General features: G+C 73.9%; 26 protein-coding genes and 2 pseudogenes. 12 read left to right on the forward strand and 16 right to left on the reverse strand.

Going from position 1 to position 22,746, the window contains the following annotated elements:
* The first annotated feature begins 113 nt into the window (after positions 1-113).
* Positions 114-755 (forward strand): TetR/AcrR family transcriptional regulator C-terminal domain-containing protein, encoded by a 642-nt coding sequence (locus AC5WAM_RS03830; protein ID WP_495521566.1) that lies wholly within the window; start codon positions 114-116, stop codon positions 753-755.
* Between the two features lie 30 nt (positions 756-785).
* On the opposite strand, the gene AC5WAM_RS03835 is transcribed toward AC5WAM_RS03830, so the two are convergent.
* From AC5WAM_RS03835 to AC5WAM_RS03860, 6 genes are all read right to left on the reverse strand, one after another.
* Complete coding sequence (locus AC5WAM_RS03835) at positions 786-1,262, reverse strand: VOC family protein (RefSeq protein ID WP_366796054.1); 477 nt, start codon at positions 1,260-1,262, stop codon at positions 786-788.
* Between the two features lie 123 nt (positions 1,263-1,385).
* A complete protein-coding gene (locus AC5WAM_RS03840) occupies positions 1,386-1,853 on the reverse strand; it encodes an NUDIX hydrolase (RefSeq protein ID WP_495521567.1) in 468 nt (155 codons plus the stop codon).
* A complete protein-coding gene (locus AC5WAM_RS03845) occupies positions 1,850-2,485 on the reverse strand; it encodes a maleylpyruvate isomerase family mycothiol-dependent enzyme (protein WP_495521568.1) in 636 nt (211 codons plus the stop codon). Before AC5WAM_RS03845 ends, AC5WAM_RS03840 begins: the two co-directional genes overlap by 4 nt.
* Positions 2,486-2,550: 65 nt before the next feature.
* The gene (locus AC5WAM_RS03850; RefSeq protein ID WP_495521569.1) at positions 2,551-3,534 is read right to left on the reverse strand and encodes a universal stress protein; all 984 of its coding nucleotides are present in this window, start codon (positions 3,532-3,534) and stop codon (positions 2,551-2,553) included.
* Positions 3,535-3,658: 124 nt separating this feature from the next.
* Entirely contained in the window at positions 3,659-6,067 is a 2,409-nt protein-coding gene (locus AC5WAM_RS03855; RefSeq protein WP_495523495.1) for a phosphoketolase family protein, read from the reverse strand.
* 212 nt (positions 6,068-6,279) lie between these two features.
* Positions 6,280-7,149: a universal stress protein gene (locus tag AC5WAM_RS03860; RefSeq protein ID WP_495521570.1), complete on the reverse strand. Its 870-nt coding sequence runs from the start codon at positions 7,147-7,149 to the stop codon at positions 6,280-6,282.
* A 371-nt stretch (positions 7,150-7,520) separates the two neighbouring features.
* Between AC5WAM_RS03860 and AC5WAM_RS03865 the strand changes: the two genes are divergently transcribed.
* The gene (locus AC5WAM_RS03865; RefSeq protein WP_366794864.1) at positions 7,521-8,099 is read left to right on the forward strand and encodes an Rv1733c family protein; all 579 of its coding nucleotides are present in this window, start codon (positions 7,521-7,523) and stop codon (positions 8,097-8,099) included.
* Between the two features lie 52 nt (positions 8,100-8,151).
* Here the strand turns inward: AC5WAM_RS03865 and AC5WAM_RS03870 are convergent, their stop codons facing one another.
* Together AC5WAM_RS03870 and AC5WAM_RS03875 are read right to left on the reverse strand one after the other, a co-directional pair.
* Positions 8,152-9,075 (reverse strand): NAD-dependent epimerase/dehydratase family protein, encoded by a 924-nt coding sequence (locus AC5WAM_RS03870; protein WP_366794863.1) that lies wholly within the window; start codon positions 9,073-9,075, stop codon positions 8,152-8,154.
* A gap of 63 nt (positions 9,076-9,138) precedes the next feature.
* Positions 9,139-9,471 (reverse strand): annotated as a pseudogene (locus AC5WAM_RS03875) (zinc-binding dehydrogenase); the annotation flags it as partial.
* On the opposite strand from AC5WAM_RS03875, the gene AC5WAM_RS03880 reads away from it, so the two are divergent.
* Together AC5WAM_RS03880 and AC5WAM_RS03885 are read left to right on the forward strand one after the other, a co-directional pair.
* Positions 9,471-10,217: a PucR-like N-terminal domain-containing protein gene (locus AC5WAM_RS03880; RefSeq protein ID WP_495521571.1), complete on the forward strand. Its 747-nt coding sequence runs from the start codon at positions 9,471-9,473 to the stop codon at positions 10,215-10,217. The pseudogene AC5WAM_RS03875 and the gene AC5WAM_RS03880 overlap by 1 nt on opposite strands.
* Positions 10,181-10,342: a hypothetical protein gene (locus tag AC5WAM_RS03885; protein WP_495521572.1), complete on the forward strand. Its 162-nt coding sequence runs from the start codon at positions 10,181-10,183 to the stop codon at positions 10,340-10,342. Before AC5WAM_RS03880 ends, AC5WAM_RS03885 begins: the two co-directional genes overlap by 37 nt.
* A gap of 24 nt (positions 10,343-10,366) precedes the next feature.
* On the opposite strand, the gene AC5WAM_RS03890 is transcribed toward AC5WAM_RS03885, so the two are convergent.
* Positions 10,367-11,302, reverse strand: coding sequence for a GbsR/MarR family transcriptional regulator (locus AC5WAM_RS03890; RefSeq protein ID WP_495521573.1), 936 nt, complete (start codon positions 11,300-11,302; stop codon positions 10,367-10,369).
* A gap of 302 nt (positions 11,303-11,604) precedes the next feature.
* Between AC5WAM_RS03890 and AC5WAM_RS03895 the strand changes: the two are divergent.
* From AC5WAM_RS03895 to AC5WAM_RS03905, 3 genes and pseudogenes are all read left to right on the forward strand, one after another.
* A pseudogene (locus AC5WAM_RS03895) lies at positions 11,605-11,985 on the forward strand (ATP-binding cassette domain-containing protein); the annotation flags it as partial.
* A 278-nt stretch (positions 11,986-12,263) separates the two neighbouring features.
* Positions 12,264-12,443: a hypothetical protein gene (locus AC5WAM_RS03900; RefSeq protein ID WP_495521574.1), complete on the forward strand. Its 180-nt coding sequence runs from the start codon at positions 12,264-12,266 to the stop codon at positions 12,441-12,443.
* A gap of 295 nt (positions 12,444-12,738) precedes the next feature.
* On the forward strand, positions 12,739-12,951 hold the full coding sequence (locus tag AC5WAM_RS03905) for a hypothetical protein (RefSeq protein ID WP_495521575.1): 213 nt from the start codon (positions 12,739-12,741) through the stop codon (positions 12,949-12,951).
* A 117-nt stretch (positions 12,952-13,068) separates the two neighbouring features.
* On the opposite strand, the gene AC5WAM_RS03910 is transcribed toward AC5WAM_RS03905, so the two are convergent.
* The 4 genes from AC5WAM_RS03910 to AC5WAM_RS03925 form a co-directional block, all read right to left on the reverse strand.
* Positions 13,069-13,536 (reverse strand): winged helix DNA-binding protein, encoded by a 468-nt coding sequence (locus AC5WAM_RS03910; protein ID WP_366794858.1) that lies wholly within the window; start codon positions 13,534-13,536, stop codon positions 13,069-13,071.
* Between the two features lie 89 nt (positions 13,537-13,625).
* Positions 13,626-14,513: an NAD-dependent epimerase/dehydratase family protein gene (locus tag AC5WAM_RS03915; RefSeq protein ID WP_495521576.1), complete on the reverse strand. Its 888-nt coding sequence runs from the start codon at positions 14,511-14,513 to the stop codon at positions 13,626-13,628.
* A 63-nt stretch (positions 14,514-14,576) separates the two neighbouring features.
* Positions 14,577-15,233 carry a hemerythrin domain-containing protein gene (locus AC5WAM_RS03920; protein WP_495521577.1) on the reverse strand — a complete coding sequence of 219 codons (657 nt, stop codon included), beginning with the start codon at positions 15,231-15,233 and terminating at the stop codon, positions 14,577-14,579.
* A 255-nt stretch (positions 15,234-15,488) separates the two neighbouring features.
* Positions 15,489-16,376, reverse strand: a complete 888-nt coding sequence (locus AC5WAM_RS03925; RefSeq protein WP_495523496.1) for a LysR family transcriptional regulator — start codon at positions 16,374-16,376, stop codon at positions 15,489-15,491.
* 264 nt (positions 16,377-16,640) lie between these two features.
* Here AC5WAM_RS03925 and AC5WAM_RS03930 point away from each other — a divergent pair, with 264 nt between their 5' ends.
* On the forward strand, positions 16,641-18,020 hold the full coding sequence (locus tag AC5WAM_RS03930) for an erythromycin esterase family protein (protein ID WP_495521578.1): 1,380 nt from the start codon (positions 16,641-16,643) through the stop codon (positions 18,018-18,020).
* A 58-nt stretch (positions 18,021-18,078) separates the two neighbouring features.
* Here AC5WAM_RS03930 and AC5WAM_RS03935 read toward each other — a convergent pair whose 3' ends face one another.
* Complete coding sequence (locus AC5WAM_RS03935; RefSeq protein ID WP_495521579.1) at positions 18,079-18,795, reverse strand: TetR/AcrR family transcriptional regulator; 717 nt, start codon at positions 18,793-18,795, stop codon at positions 18,079-18,081.
* Between the two features lie 123 nt (positions 18,796-18,918).
* On the opposite strand from AC5WAM_RS03935, the gene AC5WAM_RS03940 reads away from it, so the two are divergent.
* The 4 genes from AC5WAM_RS03940 to AC5WAM_RS03955 all read left to right on the forward strand — a co-directional run bounded on the left by AC5WAM_RS03940 (position 18,919) and on the right by AC5WAM_RS03955 (position 21,478).
* Positions 18,919-19,620, forward strand: coding sequence for an NAD(P)-dependent oxidoreductase (locus AC5WAM_RS03940; protein WP_495521580.1), 702 nt, complete (start codon positions 18,919-18,921; stop codon positions 19,618-19,620).
* 113 nt (positions 19,621-19,733) lie between these two features.
* Positions 19,734-20,501, forward strand: a complete 768-nt coding sequence (locus AC5WAM_RS03945) for an SDR family NAD(P)-dependent oxidoreductase (RefSeq protein WP_495521581.1) — start codon at positions 19,734-19,736, stop codon at positions 20,499-20,501.
* 26 nt (positions 20,502-20,527) lie between these two features.
* Positions 20,528-20,899: a MerR family transcriptional regulator gene (locus tag AC5WAM_RS03950; RefSeq protein WP_366794872.1), complete on the forward strand. Its 372-nt coding sequence runs from the start codon at positions 20,528-20,530 to the stop codon at positions 20,897-20,899.
* A 231-nt stretch (positions 20,900-21,130) separates the two neighbouring features.
* A complete protein-coding gene (locus AC5WAM_RS03955; protein ID WP_495521582.1) occupies positions 21,131-21,478 on the forward strand; it encodes a DoxX family protein in 348 nt (115 codons plus the stop codon).
* A gap of 137 nt (positions 21,479-21,615) precedes the next feature.
* Here AC5WAM_RS03955 and AC5WAM_RS03960 read toward each other — a convergent pair whose 3' ends face one another.
* Both AC5WAM_RS03960 and AC5WAM_RS03965 read right to left on the reverse strand, forming a co-directional pair.
* Positions 21,616-21,912 (reverse strand): hypothetical protein, encoded by a 297-nt coding sequence (locus AC5WAM_RS03960; protein WP_366794849.1) that lies wholly within the window; start codon positions 21,910-21,912, stop codon positions 21,616-21,618.
* Positions 21,905-22,465, reverse strand: a complete 561-nt coding sequence (locus AC5WAM_RS03965) for an RNA polymerase sigma factor (protein ID WP_495521583.1) — start codon at positions 22,463-22,465, stop codon at positions 21,905-21,907. Before AC5WAM_RS03965 ends, AC5WAM_RS03960 begins: the two co-directional genes overlap by 8 nt.
* Positions 22,466-22,746: the final 281 nt, after the last annotated feature.

Here is a 22,746-nt window from a genome sequence, read left to right on the forward strand (position 1 = left end):
CTGCCGGTGGTCTCCAGGTGCGGGCGGCGGGCATCGCCGGCGGAGGCGCGCGGCACACCTCGCCCCGCATTTGGTCAGTGACCAATTTGGAATGACCTCAGTAGACTAGGTCAGTGACCAAAAGGCAAGAGCCGCCCGTGCGGGCGGAGAGCAGCTACCGTGCGGGGCTGAGCCCCCGGGCCGTCGCCCGCGCCGCCCTCGGCATGCTGGCCGAGAAGGGCGCCGACGGCGTCTCCGTGCGCGGCACGGCCGAGCGTCTCGGAGTGCGGATGAACACCGTGCTGTGGCATGCCAAGACCAAGACCCGGCTCCTGGAGCTGATGGCCGACGCGATCGTCGACGAGGTCGCGCTCGACGGCCTCCCCACCGAGTGGCGGGAGCGCGTGCGCGAGCTGATGGCCCGCTTCCGCCGGGCGCTGCTCGCCCACCGGGACGGCGCCCGCATCGTCACCGGCACGTACGCGGCCGAGCCCGCGACGCTGCGGTTCGCCGAGACGCTCACCACGGCGCTGCTCGACGGCGGCCTGCCCGAGCGCGAGGCAGCGTGGACGGCGTGGAACCTCCAGTACTTCGTCCTGGGCCTGACGCAGGAGGAGCAGTCCGTGCCGGAGGCCGGGGACTCCCGCCTCACCGAAGCGCTGGCGGCGGGCGACTACCCGTCGCTCGGCCGCCTCGCGGCGCACATCGGCGACGCGTCGTTCGAGGGCCGGTTCGACCACGGGCTCGATCTGTTGCTCGGGCCCGGGCGGCGGTGAGCGCCCGGGCCCGCGCGGCTCGTGTCGCGCTCAGGCGCTGTCGGCGGCGGCCCGCAGGGCCGCGACGTCGATCTTCTGCATCTTCAGCATGGCCTCCATCGCCCGCTGGGCGCGGCCCGCGTCCGGGTCGGTCATCAGCTCCTCCAGAGCAGCGGGAACGACCTGCCAGGACAGGCCGTACTTGTCCTTCAGCCAGCCGCACTGGCTCTCCGCACCGCCGTCCGCGGTGAGCCGGGACCAGTAGTGGTCGACCTCGGCCTGGTCCGCGCAGTTGATCACGAAGGAGACGGCCTCGTCGAAGGTGAACTCGGGGCCGCCGTTGAGGGCCGTGTACGCCTGTCCGTCCAGCTCGAAGTCGACGGTCAGCACGGTGCCCGCCGGGCGCGGCCCGGCCTCTCCGTAGTACGACACGTTGCTGACCTTCGAGTTCGGGAAGACCGAGACGTAGAACTCCGCGGCCTCCAGGGCCTTCGTGTCGAACCACAGATTCGGGGTGATCTTGGGCATGGCACTCTCCTGTCGCCTGGTCGTCGGCGGCGGCCCGCGGGCCGCCGCCCCACTCCCTGTGATGACCCTCGCCCGGGCCGGAAATCATCGCCACCGGGCGGGGCGACGCGCTCCGGAGGCCCCTCAGCTCGTCAGGAATGCGCTGAGGCGGTCCAGGAAGGGACGCTGGCCCGCGACGAGCCGGTCGTGGGCCTCGGTCAGGGGCAGCCAGGCCACCCGGTCGAGCTCGGGGAACTCCTGGAGGCGGCCCGAGCGGGGCGGCCACTCCATCGTGAAGGTGCCCGGCACCACGGACGCCGGGTCCAGGTCGGCCTCGACGGCCCAGACGGTCACCCTCTTGCCGCCCGCCTGGCGCGCCTCGCCCAGCGGGAGGTAGGGGCCGGGCGGGGCCGGGAGCCCCAGTTCCTCCTCGAACTCGCGCACCGCGGCGGCCAGCGGCTCCTCGTCGTCGCCGTACTCCCCCTTCGGGATGGACCAGGCGGCGGCGTCGCGGCGCGCCCAGAACGGTCCGCCCATGTGGCCGATGAGCACCTCCGGGTCCGGTCCAGGAGCGCGGAAGAGGAGCAGTCCGGCGCTGCGGCGGGCGGTCATGACAGCGGGGAGGCTTCCGCCAGCGCGGCGGCTCCCGGCCCTTCGAGCTCGTCCAGTGCGGTCCGTCGCCCGGAGACGGCCAGGAGCAGGGCGAGCGCGGGGCCCTTGGCCTCCGGGCCCGTGCCGATCGCCAGGTCGGTGTCCGTGGCCGTGAGCCGGACGCGGGTCGTCAGTTCCTTGGCCCCGCCGAACGAGGCCGGTGTGCGGGTCTGGAGGCGCAGCGCCCTGGCCACGGCCTGGTGTGGGTAGGTGCGGGTGAGGCCCACGGGACGGCGGATGTCCTCGCCGTGGACGACCTCCTCGACGAGTCTGCTGTCGAGGGGCGCCGGAGGCGTCGAGGTCCGCGCCGCCACCCGGCGCAGCCGCTCCAGCGTCTCCCCCGGTGTGGCGCCGCGCTCGCGCTCCACCCCGCGGGCGTTCTGACGGTGGAAGTCGAACCGCGCCCGCAGGAGACCGGCCACGAAGCCGAGGCGCGTCGTGCGGGCCGTGTCGACGAGGTGGGCGACCACGTCGTGCACGCTCCAGTCCGCGCACAGGGACGGCGTGCTCCACCGCTCGTCGTCGAGGTGCGCGAGGTCGTCGATCAGTGCCGCGCGCTCCGCGTGCACCAGCGCCCACACGTCGTCCTTCATGACAGTTCCTCCGCTCGATCACAGGGTCTGTCAGGGGGACTCGCGGCGCACCCGGAACTCATCGCTCACGCGTACGGCACGACCGCCACGGGACAGGACACGCGGTGCACCGCCGACTGCGCCGTGCGGCCCAGGCACGGGCCCGTCGTGGCGCGGCGGCCGATGACCAGGAGCGAGGCCCCCAACGAGGCCTTCAGGAGGTGGTGGCCCGGGCGCCCGAACACCACCTCCGCGACGACCTCGACCTGCGGAAAAGCGCGCCGCCACGGGGCGAGGAGGGTGGCGAGGCGGTCCCGTGCGTCCGCCTCCGCGCCGAGGAGACCGCACAGGTCCGTCGGTTCGGCGGCGGACGACGGCGTGCTGGTGGCGGGCCGCCGTACCGTCCAGGCGTGCACCGCGTGCAGGGGCGCGCCCCGGGCCTCGGCCGCGGCGAAGGCGTACGCGAACGCGGGGTCGCCGGGGTGCTCGATGTCGACGCCGAGCACGACCGGGCGGTACGGCGTGCCGCGCGAGGGCACCCCGGCGGCGTCGGGGACGTGCGCGTCCTCGGGCCGCTCCCCCGCGCGGACCAGGACCACGGGACGCTCGGCGCGGGCGGCGACGCCCGCCGCCACCGAGCCCACCAGGAAGCCCCCGAACCCGGTCGGGCCCGAGAGCCCGCGGGAGCCGAGGACCAGGGACTCGGCCTCCGCGGACGCCGCGAGGAGCGCGGGCACCGCGGGTCCGCGGGGCTGCTGGGCGTGGATCTCCAGGGCAGGGTGGTCGTACGCCAGCGTGATCGCGGCCCGGTCGAGGACCCCGCGGGCCCGGTCGACGGGCCGCAGGACGCGGCGTTCCCGGGCCGGGTGCGCGGGCGGGGCCCCGGCGTGCACCAGGCGCAGCGGGGCGCGGTGGCGCAGGGCCTCGCGGGCCGCCCAGTCCGCGGCGTCCATGCTGGCGTAGGAGCCGTCGATGCCCACGGTGACGACGTGGGGGACGGCGGTCCGGGCACTGCCGAAGGGGGTGGTGCGAGGAGTGCCGGAGGGGGACGGAGTGCGGTCGTGTTTCATGTCGTGCCCCAGCGGGGTGGAAGGGTGAACGGTCGGTGCGGGTCGGCGCGGACGGTTCCGGACGGGCCCGATCGGGTCGATCGGGCCCGTGGGACCGGGCGCGGCCCCCGGCCGGGCGGGCCGGTCAGTAGGGCCACGACCAGTCCGCGACCTCCGGCAGGTCCGTGCCGTGCTCGCGGATCCAGGCGTGGTGGCGCGTCCGGGCGTCGGCCATGAGCTGGCGCAGGCCCGTGGCGCGCACGGACAGGTCGGCGACGCGGTCGATCACGTCCATGACCAGGCGGTACCGGTCGAGGTCGTTGCGGACGACCATGTCGAAGGGCGTGGTGGTCGAACCGGTCTCCTTGTAGCCGCGCACGTGCAGGTGGCCGTGGCCCGCGCGGCGGTAGGCGAGGCGGTGGATGAGCCACGGGTAGCCGTGGTAGGCGAAGATGACCGGCTTGTCGCGGGTGAAGAGCGCGTCGTACTCGAAGTCGGCCATGCCGTGCGGGTGTTCCTCGCGCGGCATGAGGCGGGCGATGTCGACGACGTTCACGACGCGGACCGCGAGGTCCGGCAGGTGTTCGCGGAGCAGGGCCGTGGCGGCGAGGACCTCCTGGGTGGGCACGTCACCCGCGCAGGCGAGGACGACGTCCGGGTCGCGCAGGCCGTCGTCGGTGCCCGCCCACTCCCAGACGCCCGCGCCGCGCGCGCAGTGGGCGCGGGCCGCGTCCAGCGACAGCCAGTCGAAGCAGGGCTGTTTGCCCGCGACGATGACGTTCACGTAGTCCCTGCTGAGCAGGGCGTGTTCGGCGACGGACAGCAGGGTGTTGGCGTCCGGCGGCAGATAGACGCGCACGACCTCGGGGCTCTTGTTGAGGACGTGGTCGACGAAGCCGGGGTCCTGGTGCGAGAAGCCGTTGTGGTCCTGGCGCCAGACGTGCGAGGTGAGCAGGTAGTTGAGGGAGGGGACGGGGGCGCGCCAGGGCAGGCCGCGTGAGGTCTTGAGCCATTTGACGTGCTGGTTGACCATGGAGTCGACGATGTGCACGAACGCCTCGTACGAGGAGAACAGGCCGTGGCGGCCGGTGAGGAGGTAGCCCTCCAGCCAGCCCTGGCAGAGGTGTTCGGACAGGACCTCCATGACGCGGCCGTCGGAGGCGAGGTGTTCGTCGGTCGGCAGCGTGCGCTCCTGCCAGGCCTTGCCGGTGACGGAGTAGAGCGCGCCCAGGCGGTTGGACTCGGTCTCGTCGGGCCCGACGACGCGGAAGTCACGGCGTTCGGCGGTGTCGGCGATGACCTTCGCGAGCAGCCCGCCGAGCACCCGGGTCGGCTCGTGCAGGGCGGTGCCGGGCTTGTCGACGGGGACGGCGAAGTCCTCCAGGGGGCGCAGGGGGAGGCCGCGGGTGAGCCGGCCGCCGTTGGCGTGGGGGCTCGCGCCGAGGCGGCGGGTGCCTTCGGGGACGCAGGCAAGGACCTGCGCGGTGGGGCGCCCTTCGGTGTCGAAGAGCTCTTCGGGCCGGTAGGAGCGCAGCCAGGCCTCCAGCTGCCGCAGGTGGGCGGGGTTGTCGCGGACACCGGCGAGCGGCACCTGGTGGGAGCGCCAGGTGCCCTCGACGGGGTGGCCGTCGACTTCGGCCGGTCCGGTCCAGCCCTTGGGGGTGCGCAGCACGATCATGGGCCAGACGGGCCGCTCGGTGGTGCCCTCGTCGCGGGCCGCTTGCTGGATGTGGGTGATGCGGTCGACGGCCCGGTCCAGGGCGGCGGCCAGGTCGCGGTGCACGGCGCTGGGGTCGTCGCCGCTGACGTGGATCGGCTCGTGGCCGTATCCGCGCAGCAGGGAGTCGAGTTCGGGCTCGGGGATGCGGGCCAGCACGGTCGGGTTGGCGATCTTGTAGCCGTTGAGGTGCAGGACGGGCAGGACCGCGCCGTCGTGGACGGGGTCGAGGAACTTCGTGGAGTGCCAGGAGGTGGCGAGGGGTCCGGTCTCGGCCTCGCCGTCGCCGATGACGCAGGCCACCAGGAGGTGGGGGTTGTCGAAGGCGGCGCCGTAGGCGTGCGCGAGCGAGTAGCCGAGTTCGCCGCCCTCGTGGATGGAGCCGGGTGTCTCGGGGGCGACGTGGCTGGGCACGCCGCCGGGGAAGGAGAACTGCCGGAACAGCCGTGCCATGCCGGTGGCGTCGCGCGTGACGTCGGGGTAGACGTCGCTGTAGCTGCCGTCCAGCCAGGAGTTGGCGAGCACGGCGGGGCCGCCGTGGCCGGGTCCCCACACGCACAGCGCGTCCAGGCCGCGTTCGCGCACGATCCGGTTGAGGTGGGTGTGGACGAGGTTGAGCCCGGGTGAGGTGCCCCAGTGGCCCAGCAGGCGGGGCTTGATGTGCTCGGGCCTGAGCGGCTCGGTCAGCAGCGGATTGGCCAGCAGGTAGATCTGGCCCGCCGCGAGGTAGTTCGCGGCGCGCCAGTGCGCGTCCAGGACGGAGAGCTGGTCCTTGGCCATGGGAAGCCTCGATTCCGTCGGAGTGTCCGGGGGCGGGGTGGCCGGGTTCCACGGCAGGTGCGGTTCAGGCCGGGGAGTCACCCACGCCGGATGGCCTGCCCCGCGGCGGGGCGTGCCCCACTTGGGGGCGGCCCGGTCGGGGGCGGCGGGGAGGGGGCGCGAGGGCGGGCCGGGGGCCGGGCGGGGCAGCCCCTTCGAGCCCCGCGGTGGTGCGGCCCTCCCCCTCCCGAGAGGGCCGCACCACCGGCGCTCAGGCGTGCGGTCCCCGGTCAGGCATGCGGCACCACCGCCACCGGGCACGCCGCGTGGTGCAGCACCGCGTGGTTCACCAGGCCGAGCTGCATGCCCACCTGGCCCGTGCGGCGGCGGGCGCCGACGACGAGCAGATCGGCGCCCTCGGCCGCGTCGAGCAGCGCCGCGCGCGGGCTGCCCTCGACGACCCTGCGGTGCACGGGAACGGCGCTGTGGGTGCGGGCCAGGCCGCCGATGGCCTCCTCGACCCGCTGCTCGGCACGCTGCTGGTGGGTGTCGGTGGCGTCGGCCGGGTGCGGCCGCTCCGGGGCCTCGTGCGCGGGGCAGCGCCAGGCGTGCACGACGTCGAGGGCGGCGCCGCGCCGCTGCGCGCAGCGGACGGCGTAGTCGAGCGCGGGCCGCGCGTCGGCTGCTTCGTCGACGCCGACGACGACCCGCCGGTGGGTCCCGTCGCGGTTGTCCTCCGCGCCGCGCACCACGGTGACCGGGCATGCGGCGCGGGCGGCCACGGCCAGGCCGACCGAGCCGAGGAGCAGGCCCGTGAGCCGGCCGCGGCCCCGGCTGCCGACGAGGATCCCGCTCGCCCGGTGGCTCTCGCGTATCAGCGCGGACGCCGGGTCCTCGTCGAGCGTCTGGCTCGTGACCTTGACCGAGGAGCTGCGGCAGTGGGCGCGCTCGGCCGCGTCCGCGACGACGCGGTCGGCCTGTGCCCGCACCAAGGCGCGGTTGATGCCGAAGGAGGGCTCGCGCCCCTCGTACCACTCCCAGCTCGACGCGTGCACGATCCGCAGCGGCACCGCCTGGCGGTCGGCCTCGTCGACCGCCCAGTCCAGCGCCCGCAGGCTCGACTCGGAGCCGTCGACGCCCACGATCAACGGATGCTCCACGGGCCATCGCCCCTCTCGTCTGGTCGCGAACTCATCGGAGAAGGCCGCGGCGAAGTCTCCCGGGAGTTGCTTCGGGGTGACGCCCGGGAGGATTTCAGGGCCTTCCCGCATGACGCTGACACCGTGACGACGCGCGCGCGAGTGGCGAACAGGCCTGTACGTGAAGGCCGAACGGCCCTGTGGCCGAGACCCGCCCGTCCGCGGGGCCGGGCCGCACGAGGCGTTCGGCCGGGGTGACACGTGACCGCGGGGCCCGGCGTCCCGTTCGCCCGCCGGACCTCGCGGAGGGCCGTCCGGCCCGCTGCCGAGGGGCGGCCGGGACCGCTACGCTCGAGGACGCGCACCCCTTGCGTGGTGCGGAGGTTGACGCGATGCGCTCTCGGATTCGGTGCTGGCGCTGGCGACGCGGTCCGCTGCGCCGCCGCTCGGACGTGGTCGAGGCGTGGACGGTGCTCGTGGTGGGCCTCGTCCTGTTCCTGGGCGTTCCCGCGGCGGGGGCCGCAGCCGGGCTCGCCGTGCACGCGCAGGCCGAGGAGACCGCCCGGACCGCCACGGCCACCCGCCACCGCGTGACCGCGACGCTCACCTCGGACGCGCCCCCACCTGCCCCGGCCGTCGGCACGGTGCCCCTGTACGACGTCCCGGCGCGCTGGACCACCCCGGACGGCACCGAGCGCACCGGCCACGCGCGCGTGGCCGCGGGCAGCCGGCGCGGCGAGCACGCGGCCGTGTGGCTGGACCGGCGCGGCCGGGTGGCCGGGGCCCCGCCGGACGCACAGGACGTGGCCCTGCGCACGGCGAGCGCGGCCCTGGCCGCGGGCGCGGCCACCGCCCTGGTCGCGCTCCTTGCCCGGCACGCGGTGGGCCACGCCCTCGACCGGCGCCGCCTCGCCGCCTGGGAGCGGGAGTGGCGGCGCACGGGGCCCGAGTGGGGCGGCTGGACGGCCTGACCCGGGCTCAGCTCACGGCTCGCACCGGGCCGCGCCCGCGGCCCCGGCCGCCTCAGCCGCTCTCCGCCGACGTCAGGCGCTTGCGGATCCACTCCACGGCCGAGTCGTACCGCGGCGTCCAGCCGAGCTCCGCGCGGGCCCGTGCGCCCCGGACCCGGCTGTTGGAGCCCAGGGCGTACACGGCCGGTTCGTAGCCCCACTCCTCGATCGCCGCCTCGATGCTCCAGGGCTGCGCGGCGCCGCAGCCCAGGACGTCGGCGATGGCCTGCGTCATCTCGTCGAACGGGGCCTCGCCGTTCTCCACGAAGTAGAAGGCTCCGGCGGGCGCCGACGCCAGGGCCAGCTCGTACAGGTCGGCGACGTCGTCGATGTGGACGTTCGACCAGATGTTGTGCCCCGGGCCGACGTGCCGGGCCACACCGCTGGCCTCGGCCTGGCGGGCGAGGCGGGGCAGCTGCACGCTGTCGCGCGACAGGCCGTAGCCGTGGCCGTAGATCAGGGAGTTGCACAGCACCACGGACCGCACGCCGCGCTCGGCCGCGGCGAGGACGAACCGGTCGAGGTCGACGCGCGGCGCCTTGTCCGGCTCGGCCCGCCACGGGCTGCCCGGCTCGACGTCGGTCTCGGTGAAGACCCGCTGCGACACCGCGCCGCGCGCGTCGTCCGCCACGATGCTGGAACCACTGGTGTGCAACAGGGGCTTGTCCGTGCCTTCGAGCGCGGCGACGAGGGCTTCGACGGCCGGGCGGTGGTCGCTGTCCGCCGCGTTGACCACGGCGTCGGCGGAGCGCGCGGCCGCGCCGAGGACCGACGCGTCGTCAAGGTCGCCGAGGACCGGTGTGATGCCGCGCTCCCGCAGCGCCCGCGCCTTCTCCTCGGTGCGGGCGAGGCCGCTCACGTCGTGGCCCGTCCCCCTCAGCCGGTCGGCGAGCGAGCCGCCGATGTAGCCGGTGGCTCCGGTGACGAAGATGCGCATGGTCGACCTCCAGATAACGTGCGTACGCCGTGTGCGTTCCGGTGCGGCACCACGCGCACGCGACTACCTGGCGCCGTTCCTCGCCCCCAGGCCCGGCCGGGGGGCGAGGGCGAGCACGCCCACCTTGCCCAGGTGCAGATTGCGCTGGACCAGGCGGGCGGCCTCGGCCGTCTCGTGCAACGGGTACGTGAGGGTCAACGCGGGGCGCAGGCGCGCGAGGTCGAGCAGACGGTGAACGGCGGCCTGTTCGTGCAAGTTCGCGCCGTGGCTGCCGATGATCCGCTGCAGCCGCATCCACAGGTAGCGGTTGTCGAACTCGTGCCGGTAGCCGGTGCTCGACCCGCAGGTGACGACGGTGCCGCCGCGCCGGGCCACGAACACCGAGACGCCGAACGATGGCGTTGCAGGGCTTCCTCACCCGCATCGCCCGGGCGGGCGCCGACTGGTCCTCCGTGCGCGCCGCCTACCAGGCCATCGGGCGCGGCGAGGCCGAGGAGGGGCGCAGCCTGGACGCGTTCCAGGCCGCCCTGCGGGTGGGCGCCCGGGTCACCTGGCGGCGTGTCAACGCCCTGGTCGAGGCGGAGCTGCTGCCGCGCCAGATGCTCTCCGCCTTCGGTGAGGCGATCTTCCTGCACCTGGACGAGATGGCGGCCGCGACCACCGCCGGGTACACGGAGGCGCGCCGGTACGCGGCGGGTGAGATGCAGCGCCGCCGCAACCGCCTCATCGACCTGCTCACCGCCGACCCGCCGGTCTCCGCCGAGGCCGTCGGCGAACTCGTGCACACCGCCCAGTGGGTGGTTCCGCGCGAGCTGGCCGTGGTCGTCGTCCGGCACGCCCCGCAGGCCGAGTCGGCGCCGCCGCTCGTGCCGCCCGGGTTCCTGGCACGCTTCGGCACCCGGCCGGGGGTGATCGTGGTGCCCGGTCCTGAGGGACCCGGCCGCACCCGCGCGCTCGCCGGAGCGCTGCGGGGCCTGCGCTCGGTGGCCGGGCCGACGGTCGCGCCCGGTGCGGCGGCCCGCTCCCTGCGGTGGGCGAGCAGCGCCCTGGAGCTGTCCCGGCGCGGGTCCTGCCGGACGAGGAACTGCTGTGCCGCACCGACCACTTGGCGACGCTGCTGCTGTTCCACGACGACGCGCTGATCGACGCGCTCGCCGCACGTCACCTCGGCCCCTTGGGCGCGGTGCGCTCCCCGCAGCGCGAGCGGCTCGCCGAGACGCTGTTGTGCCGGCCGCGCTGCGGGCACAACGCGTCGGAGGGGCAATGAGGGCCGCGTACGCCGCGCGGCCGCTCACGGCTCCGGGGTGAGCGCCGCGCGCTGCTCCGCGGTGAGCCGCCCGGTTCGGGCCGCGACGGCGTACGCGCCGTCCGGGGTGCGCCGCAGCTCCAGCGGGTCGGCGACGTCGGGGTGCTGCTCGGCGTCGTACAGGGCGGCCGTGACGCGCTCGGGCGACCAGCCGAGCGCCCCCGCCAACCGGCCGCCGTCCAGCGGCACTCCGGCGTGGGCGAGGGCGGCGAGCACGGTCAGCGCGTCGGCGAACGCGGCCGCCGTGGAGCCCCCGGCCATGTCGTCGCTGAGGCTGGTGAAGAAGCGCCGCATGTGGTCGAGGCGGGCGCCCGCGGGGGTCGTGGCGTCGAAGATCTCCACCCCCGCCTGGGCGGTGTCGGCCATCATCGCGTGGGCACGGGCGCTCGCCATCCAGGTCCGCAGCCACATGTCGTCGTCGATGACGTACCGCTCGCGCCGTCCCGTGGGCACGCGCTCGCGCCGCAGCAGATCGAGCCGTTCGAGATAGCCGACGGCCTTGGACACCGAGGCGGGGCTCACCCGCAGCAGGGCCACGAGCTCGGCGGCGGTCAAAGTGCCCGAGTCGGTGGTGACGAGGCCGGCGAGCACCCGGGCCGCCATCCGCGGCACTCCGGTGTGCGCCATCACCTCCGCGAACCGGGCCACGAAGCCGCGCACGAGCTCGGCGTCGCGCCCGTGTCCGACGTCGGGCGCCGCCGCTTCCGGGCCGCCCGCCGCGGATCTGCGGGCCCGGCGCGCGGTGGCGTGCTGGGCGTGCTCGGCGCGGTAGCGGCCGGGCCCGCCGTTGCGTGCGACCTCCCTGCTGACGGTCGACGTCGGCCTGCCGAGCCGCCGGGCGATCTCGGCATAGCCGAGCCCGTCGGCGAGCCCGGACGCCACCTGTCGTCGGTCCTCGTGGGTCAGCCTGCCTCCAGGCACCGCGCCCGCCTTCCACTTGCCGGTCCTCGCCACCGGCCCGCGGTCCGCGCGGGCGGCCCGGCCAGTATGCGTCGACCGTCAGCTCATTGCAACGGTCAGGCGCGTGAATTGCATTCACACGCACACCAGTTGCAATGGTTCCCCCCTGAATGTCCCTCCACTTGCCCGCGCAACTGCGTTTGTGATTGATGCTCTTGTAAACGCAACGTAGCTTTCGATGTCTTCGAACTTCCTCGACGCCACGGTGGACTGGTGACGAAAACCGGCGAGCCGACATCGCACTCGACGTCGACGGACTCCGCATGCGCTACGGCACGACCGACGTGCCGCGCGAGGTGACCTTCCGCGCCCGGTACGGCGCAGTGCTCGCCCTGCTCGGCCCGAACGGCGCGGGCAAGACCACCACGATCGAGGTCCTGGAGGGCTTCCGGGCCCGCTCGGCGGGCCGGGTCCGGGTGCTCGGCACGGATCCCGCGCACGACGACGAACGCCGGGGCGCCCGCCTCGGGGTCGTCCTGCAGTCGTGGCGCGATCACGGCAAGTGGCGCGTACGCGAACTGCTCACGCACCTCGGCGCACACTACGCCCCGTACGCCACCGCGGCCATCCCCCGCCCCTGGGACACCGCCGGGGCCCTCGCGGCCGTCGGCCTGGTGGGCCGCCCCGAACTGCTCTTTGAGGACACGTACATGACGCTGGTGCGCCGACAGGAGGCCGCGGTCCGATGAGCGCCCCCGCCACCCGCCCGTCCCGCTCGACGAGTCCGCCCCGCGCGGCGCTGCGGGCCGGGGCCGAGCGCGGTGCCGTCGAACCGCGGCAGTCGTTCACCAAGGCATGAACGCGGCGATGGGCATGGTCAGCATGAGCCAGATCCTCACCGCCGAGCGCGAGGACGGCACGCTGCTGCGCGCCAAGGCGACGCCGAACGGCACGGAGCCATCTCACCGGCAAGGTCATCGCTGTGCCGGGCGGCCTCGTCGCGGACCTCGCGATCCTGCTGGTGCCCGGCATGTTCCTCGTCGACGGCCTCGCCCCGGACCGCCCCGGCGGCTGGCTGACGCTCGCCTGGGTGCTCGGCCTCGGCCTGCGCTCGGCACTGCTGCACGGCGCGGTGGCCGAGGTGGAGGTCGGCGGCTCCTGACGGCACGGGGAGGCCGCCGGGGCCCTCGGGGCGTGGGCCGTGCTCGGGCTGCTCGTGGCACCGGTCGTCCTGCGGCGCATGGCGCGCCGCGAGTCGGGGTCGCGCCTGGCGGAGCGCCGCGAGAGGGCGCTGCGACGCGTCGGCCGGTCCCACCTCGCCGCTCTTCCGCCCGGGACGATGCCCGGTCCGCCCCTCGTACGAGGGACACGGCGCATCCACGGGCCTCGGCCTGGGCAGCCATGTCGGCGGCTCCACCCCTTCCCGGGAGGGGCCTCGACCAGCAGAAGGGGACTCCATGCGCCGACGCCTGACCGCAGCCCTCCTCGGAGGCCTGGCCCTGACCGGCACGTCCACCGCCGCCGCGGCGGCCGTCGAGCCCACTCCCACGGCGCGGCACGCCCCGGCGAACCCCGCCCCGCTGCTCCCCGCACCCGAGTCGCTGATCACCGAGGGCATCTCGGTCGAGGGCCCCCTGATCAACAACCTCGGACTGCCGAAGCTCCTCTGAGGACCCGCGCCGACGCGCGCGGCGCACGACCCGTGCCCCCACGGAGACTGCGCGGGGGCACGGGCGTTCAGGCCCTGTCGACCTGTCGCTCTATCGATCCATCGATCTGCCGACTCGTCAAGGCATCGTTCCGCCGGCGTTGCGGATCAGCTGCCGGAGCACCTTCACCGTCGTGACGTAGTCCGCGTCGTCGATGCCCGCGTGGAGAGCGGCGCGGATCGCCGGAGCGTTCTGTGCCAGGTCGATCCGGGCCCGCTCACCCTCTTCGGTGAGCCACAGCCGGTCCTCGTCGTCCCGCCTCAGCCAGCCGCGCTCGACGAGCGCCGCGGACGCTTCCGCCAGGTCGTCCTCGGGCCGGACGTAGAGGCTCATCGCCTCCCGCAGTTCGGGCAAGGTCATCCCCCGGCCGTCGGGCGAGATGTCGTTCACCGACAGGTTGCGCAGCAGCCAGAACTGCGGCTGGGTGTAGCCCTTCTCGAGCTGCCGGGCCCGGGTGAACGCGATCAGCGCCTCGTAGGCGACACCGGTCCAGTAGGCGGCGGGCTGTCCGGCGAGTTCGGCGTCGGTCATCTGCTGAGTCGTCATGAGGGTTTCCCTTTCGGGTACTTCGCGTACGCGGGACACTCCGCGAGGGCGGCCCCCGGGCCGGTCGGCGGCCCGGGGGCGCCGAACGCCTAGGCCGACCGGTAGGAGCCCGACGTCAGCTCGGCCACCATGCCCGGCCTGGACGGCTTCCAGTCGAGGGCGGTGCGGGCGGCGGCGCCGCTGACGCTCTGGTCGAGGGCGAGGGCGTCCGCGAAGAGCGCGCCGAAGAACTCGGCGGCCTGCTCCACCGGCAGCACGCGCGGGGCGCCGTGCACTCCGGCCGCGTGCCCGGCGGCCTGGGCGACGTCACGGACCGCGACGGCCGACTCGCCGACGCCGTGCCACAAGGTGCCGGCCTCGGCCCGCTCGGCCGCGGCCACGAACAGCTCGGCCAGGTCGTCCACGTGGACGGTCGGCCAGCGCACGCCCTCCTCGCCGTAGTACTCGGGCACCCCCTCCTTGCGGGCCCGGTCGACCAGGAGCGCGGGGATGCCGCCGCCGCGGCCGTACACGATGGCGGGCCGGACGACGACCGCGCGCACGCCCTCGGCGGCCTCGGCCAGCACCCGCTGCTCGATCTGCGGGCGGTAGCCGACGAGGCCGACCGGGTTGGTCGGGGCCTCCTCCCCGACCTCCTGGGCGTCGCCGGTGGCACCGAGGACCCACACGCCACTGGTGTAGACGAGGGGGCGGCCGGTACCGCGGAGCGGAGCGGCCAGAGCCTCGATGACGGCGGAGTCGACGTCCGCGTCGCCGCTCGGGGGCGCCAGGTGGATCACGGCCTCGATGTCGGGCGTCACCGCACCGGCGAGCGAGGCCGGGTCCGCGGTGTCGCCGACCAGTTGGGCGTGCCACGCTCTGGCTGGCTGCGGCTCGGCGCTCCGGGTGACCGCGACGACCTGGTGACCGGCGGCGACGAGGTGCTCGGTGACAGCGGAACCGATGTAGCCGGTGGCACCGGTGAGCAGAACCTTCATGACATTCCTATCGTGAGGAACGAGACGTCGTGTCCCGTTCGTTGGTGTGGTGACGTGCTGGGTTCAGAACCGGGTGACGGTCAGATCGACCCGGGTGCCCCAGCGGTCGAACTCCGCATAGGCGGGCTGCCACCGGTCTGCGTACGTGCGGTGCGCGGACTCGGGCAGGAGTTGCTCCAGAACGGCCGTCGCTGTCCCCTCTGCGGCGCCGTCCAGGAGCCAGGGCAGGATTCGGGCCCCGTCGGCCCCGATCCGCTGGGCGTGGACGCGCCCGAACCACTCCCACTGCTCCTGGTCCAAAGCGGCCTGGGCCAGCGGGAAAACGGCCTCCTCCTCATGGCGCAGATGTCCGCGCAGACCGGCGGCCAGGGAGCCGGTGAGCTCACCGAACAGGTCGGGACCGGCATCCGGGTCGGTCAGCGCCTTGTCGATCGCCTCGAGCAGGCGGGCGAGCGCGGCGTGCTCGGCCTCGATCGCCTCAAGACGCACCAGGGAGAAGGGGTGTCCGTGCAGGGCCCGGCGCAGGGAGGGCCACAGCGCGTCGTCCTCGGCGGAGTGATGGGCGTGCAGGGCCGCCCGGAACAGCTCCCAGCCCGCGGTACGCAGGACCTCCCGGGGATCGGGACCCGCGCGGACCGTGGCCCCGGCGAGTAGGCGCAGTTCCCTGCGCAAGGCGCTGTGCATCGCGTACGTCACGGTCATGTCGAGCGTCTCTGTCATGTCGTGTGACTCCTCGTTCGGTGGCCCGGTGAGCCCGTGTCAGGCAGTGGCTGCGTGACCGGTTCCGCCGGGAACGGGGCAGCGCGAAGCCGCGCCCGACGGAGCGGGGCACCATGGGAAGGGGGACCGGGCGGGGCGACGAGCGGCCTGCCCGGGTGCCTCAAGCCTCCCGCGGGAGCCGCGTCCGGATCAACGCGGAATTCGTACGTCGATCAATAACCCGAGGGTTATCGGAGTGCCGGACGCGGCGGCGCGTCAGAACCGCAGGGCGCCGACCTCACGGACCGTGTCGGCGAGAGCGGCGGTCAGCTCGCTCTCCGCCTCGGTCCGCCAGACCAGGGCGTAGGACAGGGGCGCCAGGTCCGTGACGGGAAGCCAGCGGACGTGCGGCATGCCCCAGTGCCGGGTGACGTGGCTGGGGAAACTATGGACGATCTCGCCCATGCCGACCTGGTTGATCAGTTCCTCCGCGTTGGTCACGGGGCGCCCGCGCTCGATCGACCGGCCCTGGGGCGTACGGAAGGGCAGGTACGTGTCCTCCCAGTACTCCGGCATGTCCGGGGCGACGGCGTGCCGGAAGTCGGCGAACATCTCCAGGTGCACCGACGTCCGCCCGGCGAGCTCGTGGTCGGCGGCCACGGCGAGGACGCGGGGGTCCGTGCACAGGACCGGGCCGACGGTGAGGTCCGGTTCCTCCACGGGCAGCCAGGTGACGAGCACGTCCATGTCGTTGTCACGGAGCCTGCCGAACGGCTCGACGCACGCGAGCTGGCGGATCTCCAGTTCCCACTGCGGGAACCGCGCGCGGAAGGCCCTCCAGTAGCGGTGCATGTCGACGATGTTGAACGGCATCATGCCGACGCGGAGCCTGCCGGTGACGCCGCTGGCGGTCATCCGGGCGCGTTCCAGGGACTCGTGCAGGCCCGCGTAGACCGGCTGGAGGTCGTCGCGCAGCTGGCGTCCGACGTTCGTCAGGCGGACCGTGCGGCTGGTGCGCTCGAACAGCGGGGCGCCGATGCGCCGTTCCTGTTTCCTGATGGCCTGGCTGACCCGCGCCTGAGAGACCAGGAGCCGCTCGGCGCTCCGCCCGAAGTGCAACTCCTCTGCCACGACCAGAAATATCTCGATGTCCCGCAGCTCCATCACGCCCCCGTGTTCTTCTCCGCCGACAGCTCAGAGGCCGCCGAGCCGCAGAAGTATATGTGGATCACTGTTTAGTGCGCCGGAGCGACGTCCCTGGTCAGCTTCTCGTTCGCCCGCGACGGCCCGTGCCTCGGAGCCGTCCGACCAGCCCTTCCCGGGGGACAACCCCCCGAAGGACCAAGGGGGCAGCACCCGTGTGCCACCGGCTCGTCGCAGGTGAGGATCTCTTCAGGCGTCGGCCACGAACGCGAGGAGCTCACCGGCATGACCAGGCATCACCACCGGCACATCGGCCGCAGGGCACTGCTCGCCACCACGGGGATCGCCCTGGGAGCGGCCCTCACCCCCGAGGTGGCGCGGGCGGCCCCGGCCGCGGACGGGACGGCGCGGGCCGCCGCTCGGGTCCAGGACCCCGTGGTCCGCGCGCTGGAGCGGATCGCCCACCCGCTGCGCTCCACCGAGCCCGGTGGGGGCAGCACCGATCTGCGGGCGCTCGGCGCGATGATCGGCGGTGCCCGGGTCGTCGGCCTGGGCGAGGCCACCCACGGCTCCCACGAGTTCTTCACCATGAAGGAGCGGGTCTTCCGCCATCTCGTCCGGGAGAAGGGATTCCGCGCCTTCTCCCTGGAGTTCAGCTGGCCCGCCGGGCTGCGGATCAACGACTTCCTCCAGACGGGCCGGGGCGACGCCCGGCAGATCGCCGAGGAAACCTTCCCGGGCTCCCCCTGGGACCGCGAGGAGTTCGTCCACCTCATCGCGTGGATGCGCGACCACAACCGCCGCAACCCCGCCCGCACCGTCCACTTCGTCGGCAACGACATCGGCGCCCCCGCCGTCACCGACGCGTTCTTCGAGCGGATCACCGGCTACGTCCACCGGCGCCACCCCGCGCTGGCACCCCGCGTCGACGCGCTCTACACCGGGCTGCGCCCCCTCGACGACGTCTTCGCGTACTGGAAGAAGCCGCTCGCCGAGCGCCGGCGCCTCGCCGGCCGGGCACAGCGCGCCCTCGATCTGATCAGCGCGGCGGGCGGCCGGGACCGGGACGCCCACGCGTGGGCCGTGCAGAACGCCCGCTCCATCGCGGACACCGCCGAGTTCCTGACCGCGGACCCCAGTGACCCCGCCACCCTGCCCGGCTTCCAGCGCTTCCGCGACCGGGTCATGGCCCGGAACGTCCTGTGGTGGCAGCAGCGCACCGGCCACAAGGTGCTGGTCTCCGCGCACGACGACCACCTCGGTCTCATCGCCTCCGAAGCGGCGCTGTACCCCAAGACCCAGGGGTCCTTCCTGCGTGACGCGCTGGGCCGGAACTACCTGCCCGTCGGGATGACCTTCGACCGGGGCTCCTTCCTCTCCAAGGACACCGCCATCGGCGGCGACTGGAAGAAGTTCACCGTCGGCGCCGCCGTCCCCGGCACCAACGAGCACACCCTCGACCGGGTCCGCCACCGCGACTTCTACGCCGACCTGCGCGCGGCCCCGCCCGCCGCCCGCGACTGGCTGGACACCGCCCGCCCCACCCGCTTCATCGGCACGGAGTTCAGCAAGGACCGCCTCCACCACGACCTGGCGCTCGGCCGCGCCTACGACGTCCTGATCCACCTCCACGAGGTGGGCGAGGCCGTCCCGCGCGAGGCGTGACGCCTGCGGCCGGGCCTCGGCCGCAGACGGCCGCCCCGGGCGTGCCGAGCGGAGGCCCTCAGCCCTTCGGCCCGATGCCCAAGGACCGGACGAGTTGCGTCAGCTCCTCCTGGAACAGCTTCTCCGGGTTCGTGGTCTGGGTGCGCAGATGGCCGTAGATCTCCAGCGTGACCAGGCCGTGCAGATGGCCCCACATGCGCAGCGCGAGGGCCACTCCGGCCGGGGGGAGGTCGGGGAAGGCGGGGCGGACCTTGTCGAGGAGGCCGGGGTCGAAGTCGGACCACTGGAAGTCGCTGTCCGCGTAGAGGTGTGCGGCATGCGGCCAGGCGGTGGCGGCGAGGCCGGTCAGGGCCGTGCAGACCCGCTGCGCGGCGTCCGGGGCGGCACCGCCCTCGGGAGCGACGTAGCCGGGCACCGGATCGCCGTAGATGAGGCGGAAGCCTTCGGGGTTGGCAAGCGCCCAGCCGCGGAAGGCCCGCGCCCAGGCCTGGATCCGGTCGGCCGGGGACGCGGCGGAAGCGGTGTCCACCGCGGCGTCGACCGTGTCGGCGAGCGAGGTGTACACGTCGTCGATGAGCGTGGTGACCAGGTCGTCGCGGGTGGCGAAGTAGCCGTAGATGGCGTTGGGGGTCATGCCCATCTCACGGGCGATGGCGCGCAGCGTGATCGCGCCGGGGCCGCCCGAGGCCATCAACTCCAGGGCCACGCTCTTGATTTCGGCCGTCGTCTCGGCCCGCAGTCGCGCCCGCCGCCCCGTGGTCCCTGTACCCGCCATGCGGCCACTCTACAGCGTCGCGACACTGATTGCCGTACGAAAACTTCACGGCGTATAGTTTCCTCATGGCGTCCAGCCGGATGGCGGCAGCCACCGTGTCTGGGCATGAACAAGGGGAGAACCATGCACATCGGAGTGATCGGTGCCACCGGCACCATCGGCAGCCGGGTCGTCACCGAGGCGCTCGGCCGCGGGCACCGCGTCACAGCGCTCAGCCGCGACGCCTCGCAGATCGACGAGAGCCGCGCGAACGTCACCTGGAAGAGCGTGGACGTCCTCGACCCCGCGAGCATCTCCGCGATCCTGCCCGGCCTGGACGTGCTGATCAGCGGGTTCCAGCCGGGCAACGCGGCCAAGGACCTCGCGGACACCGTGCGGCGCTCCATCGCCGACCCCACGGTCCACGCCACCGCGGCCCGGGCGCTGGTCAAGGCCCTGGAGAGCCACCCGCGGACCCGGCTCATCGTGATCGGCGGGGCGGGCAGCCTGGAGACGGCGCCCGGTGTCGTTCTCGCCGACGACGTCGAGCGGATTCACGAGACCCTCGACCGGCTCGGGCTGCCCCGTGAGTACGCGGCCGCGGCGCGCGGCGCCCGGGACGGCCTGAACGTCCTCCGTACGTCGAACCGGCTCTGGACCTACCTCAGCCCCGCCGAGGAGATCGCCCCCGGCGAGCGCACCGGCCGCTTCCGGCTCGGTGGCGATCAGGTGGTGCGGGACGCCGAAGGCCGCAGCCGCATCTCCGCGGAGGACGCCGCCGTCGCCCTGATCGACGAGGTCGAAGTGCCCCGCTTCGTCCAGCGCCGATTCACCCTCGGCTACTGACGCACCATCACGACCGCCTCCGCGTTTCCCCGTGGGAGAGCCCCAGGTGCTCTCCCACGGGGTCGCCGCCCGCAGGCGGATGTTGACCTTGACGTTGGCGGCAGGGTTGCACGATGACCGGCATGAACAGCACCGCACCGCAGAGCAGCAGGATCGTCGCCGTCACCGGAGCCGGCACCGGGATCGGCCGGGCCACCGCACGCGCCTTCGCCGCCGAGGGCGCCCGCGTGGTCGCGATCGGGCGGCGGACCGGGCCCCTTGAGGAGACTGCGGCCGGGCACGACCGGATCACGCCGCTGGCCGCCGACATCACCGCCGATGGCGAGCCGGACCGGATCATCCGGGCCGTGCAGGAGACACACGGCCGACTGGACGTACTGGTCAACAACGCGGGCATCGTGCGCAGCGGGGCCCTCGGCACGATGACGCCGGAGACGATCACAAGTCAGCTCGCCACCAACCTCGTCGCCCCCATCCTGCTGGCCCAGGCCGCGCTGCCGCTGCTGGAGAAGTCGGGCGGGGTGATCGTCAACGTCAGTACGTCGGTGGGGCAGCGGGCCTGGCCCGGCAGTTCGGTCTACGCGGCCACCAAGACCGCCCTGGAGCTGCTGACCCGCAGCTGGGCGGTCGAGCTGGCGCCCCGCGGGATCCGGGTGGTGGCGGTCGCCCCCGGCGCGATCGACACCCCCATCGGCGAGCACCAGGGCCTGACGCCGGAGCGGAGGGCAGCGGTGCGGGAGTGGCAGCTGGCCCACACCCCGCTGGCCCGGATCGGTCGCCCCGAGGAGGTGGCGTGGGCGGTCACGCAGCTTGCCGCACCGGCCGCGTCGTTCGTCACCGGAGTGGTGCTCCCCGTCGACGGCGGAGCGGTCGTGGCGTGATACAAGTGGCGCCGGAGGTGGGGCGGGTGCGGATCGGTGAGCTGGCCGGGGCGACCGGGACGACCGCCCGTGCGCTGCGGCACTACGAGCAGGCCGGGCTGATCTCCTCGCAGCGCGCCGCCAACGGCTACCGCGTCTACGACGAGCGGGCGGTGGTGCGGGTCCGCAACATCCGCTACCTGCTGGCCGCCGGGCTCACCCTGGACGACGTGCGGGTGTTCCTGCCGTGCCTGGACGGCGACGTGGCCGCCGCGCCGCCCTCGGACAAGGGCCTGCGGGTCGCGCTGGACCGGCTGGCGGTCCTCGAGGAACGGATCGCCGCCCAGACCGAGGCCCGCGACCGGCTGCAAGCCGCGCTGCGACGGACGGCCGGTGGCCGGATCCGCCCGGTGGCCTGAGCACCCGCCCCGTCGCAGAGGCCGGACGCGGTACCCACCCCGAAGAAGCGTCACTGCTTGAGACAGGTGGCGGCGAGCGTCTGTTCAGGTCCGCGGACGTGGCGGTTCTGGGGCCTGTCACATTTTCCGGCGCCGGTGCGTCAGACCCATGACGGCGACGCCGGCGAGGCCGGCAAGCAGTCGCCGCCGTCCCCAGCACCTGATCCGCTCAGCAGTCCCCAAGGAGTCCCCATGTCCACCACCGCCACCATCGTCACCGTGCTCACCGCCGCCTGGGTCGGCTTCTCCGGCTTCTCCCTGCTGCGCAAGGCCGCCTTCGTCGCCGAACCCCTCACCCAGTACGGCGTACCCCAGTCCTGGTGGACCCCCCTCGGCCTGGCCAAGACCGCCGGAGCACTCGGCCTCCTCACCGGCCTCGCAGTACCCGCCATCGGCATAGCCGCCGCCATCGGCCTCATCCTGTACTTCGCCGGCGCCGTCATCACCGTGCTCCGCGCCCGCTCCTACAAGACCGTCGCCTTCCCCGTCCTCTACCTCGCCCCCGTCGTGGCCACCCTCGCCCTCGGCCACACCGCCTGACAGCAAACCCCCTCCCCCGCGACACCCCAGCCCGCGACCGGCCCGCCCCGCCGACCGCGGGCTTTCGCATGGGCAGGGACCGGCGGCCGGGCGGGAGCGGGCAGCACGACTGCGGCCACCCGCGCCGCCCGAGGCTCTCAGGGCTGTCTGACGGCGCCTCCTTGTGTCCCGGTGTGCCGGGCGACGGACAGCTGGCAGCTGCCGTCCGTGCACGAACGCCGCAGCCGACCGTTCGAGACGGTCTGCAGCAGTCCGATCACCCAGCACAGGGGGCATCCGCGCAACGCGAGCAGCCCCAGGGGTGCCAGCAGGAGCCCGACCAGCCCCACTGCCGGAATGAGCAGGACCGACCCGGCCAGGGCGCCGAACCCCAGCACGCCGCGCGCCAGGTGCCGGGGCAACGACGTGCTGGCGAAACTCCGTTGGTCAGTCATGGCCGACTCCGGGCAGGGCGGCGGGTGTTTCCTGCAACGCCTGGCGAATCGCCGCGCGGGCGCGATGCAGCCTCGATTTCATCGCGGCGGTGCTGAGGCCGAGCGCATCGGCGACCACGCGTCCGCTGTAGCCCTGGATGTCCCGCAGGACCAGTACACGCCGCTGGTCGGCGGGCAGGGCGGCGATCGCCGTCGCCACCCGGCCCGCTTCCAGGCGTCGCAGCACGTCGTCCTCGAACGACGGCACGACGGCGTCCGGGACCGGTCCGTGGCTGCGCAGCGTCAGCCGCGCCCGCCGCAGGCACTCGTTGCGGACGATGCGGAACATCCACGACGCGAGCGCACCGGAGGCTCGCAGCATTCCGATCTTGCGGTACAGGATGATCAGGGCTTCCTGCGCGGCGTCCTCGGCGTCCTGGGGAGTGGCACACAACGCGTGGGCGAACCGCTGCACATGCGGGTGCGAGCCGGTCACCAGAGCGGTGGTGGCCTCGACGTCGCCCTCCTGCGCCGCGGCGATCAACTGGTCGCCGGGCCATGTGAAGTCAGCCACGCGAGCGCCCCCGCCGACGCCGCACGAGGACACCGCACGCGCAGACGAGCACAGCCGTGACGATGACGGCACCAATGATCACGACAAACCTCCGGTTCCTGTGCCGACGCTCCTGTCCGCACGCGTTAAAGAGGCACGAGCACCGCCAAAGGATTCAGACCAGAAGCGGCTCTGTGGAACGCGCTCCCTCACATCGGCCGCCACGGCGGTGGCAGTGGCAGTGGCAGTGGCAGTGGCAGGCACGAGAGTGGTGCGAGCACGGTCGAGTTCCTCGCAAAGAT

The organism is Streptomyces sp. JLYT201 (genome assembly GCF_059448825.1).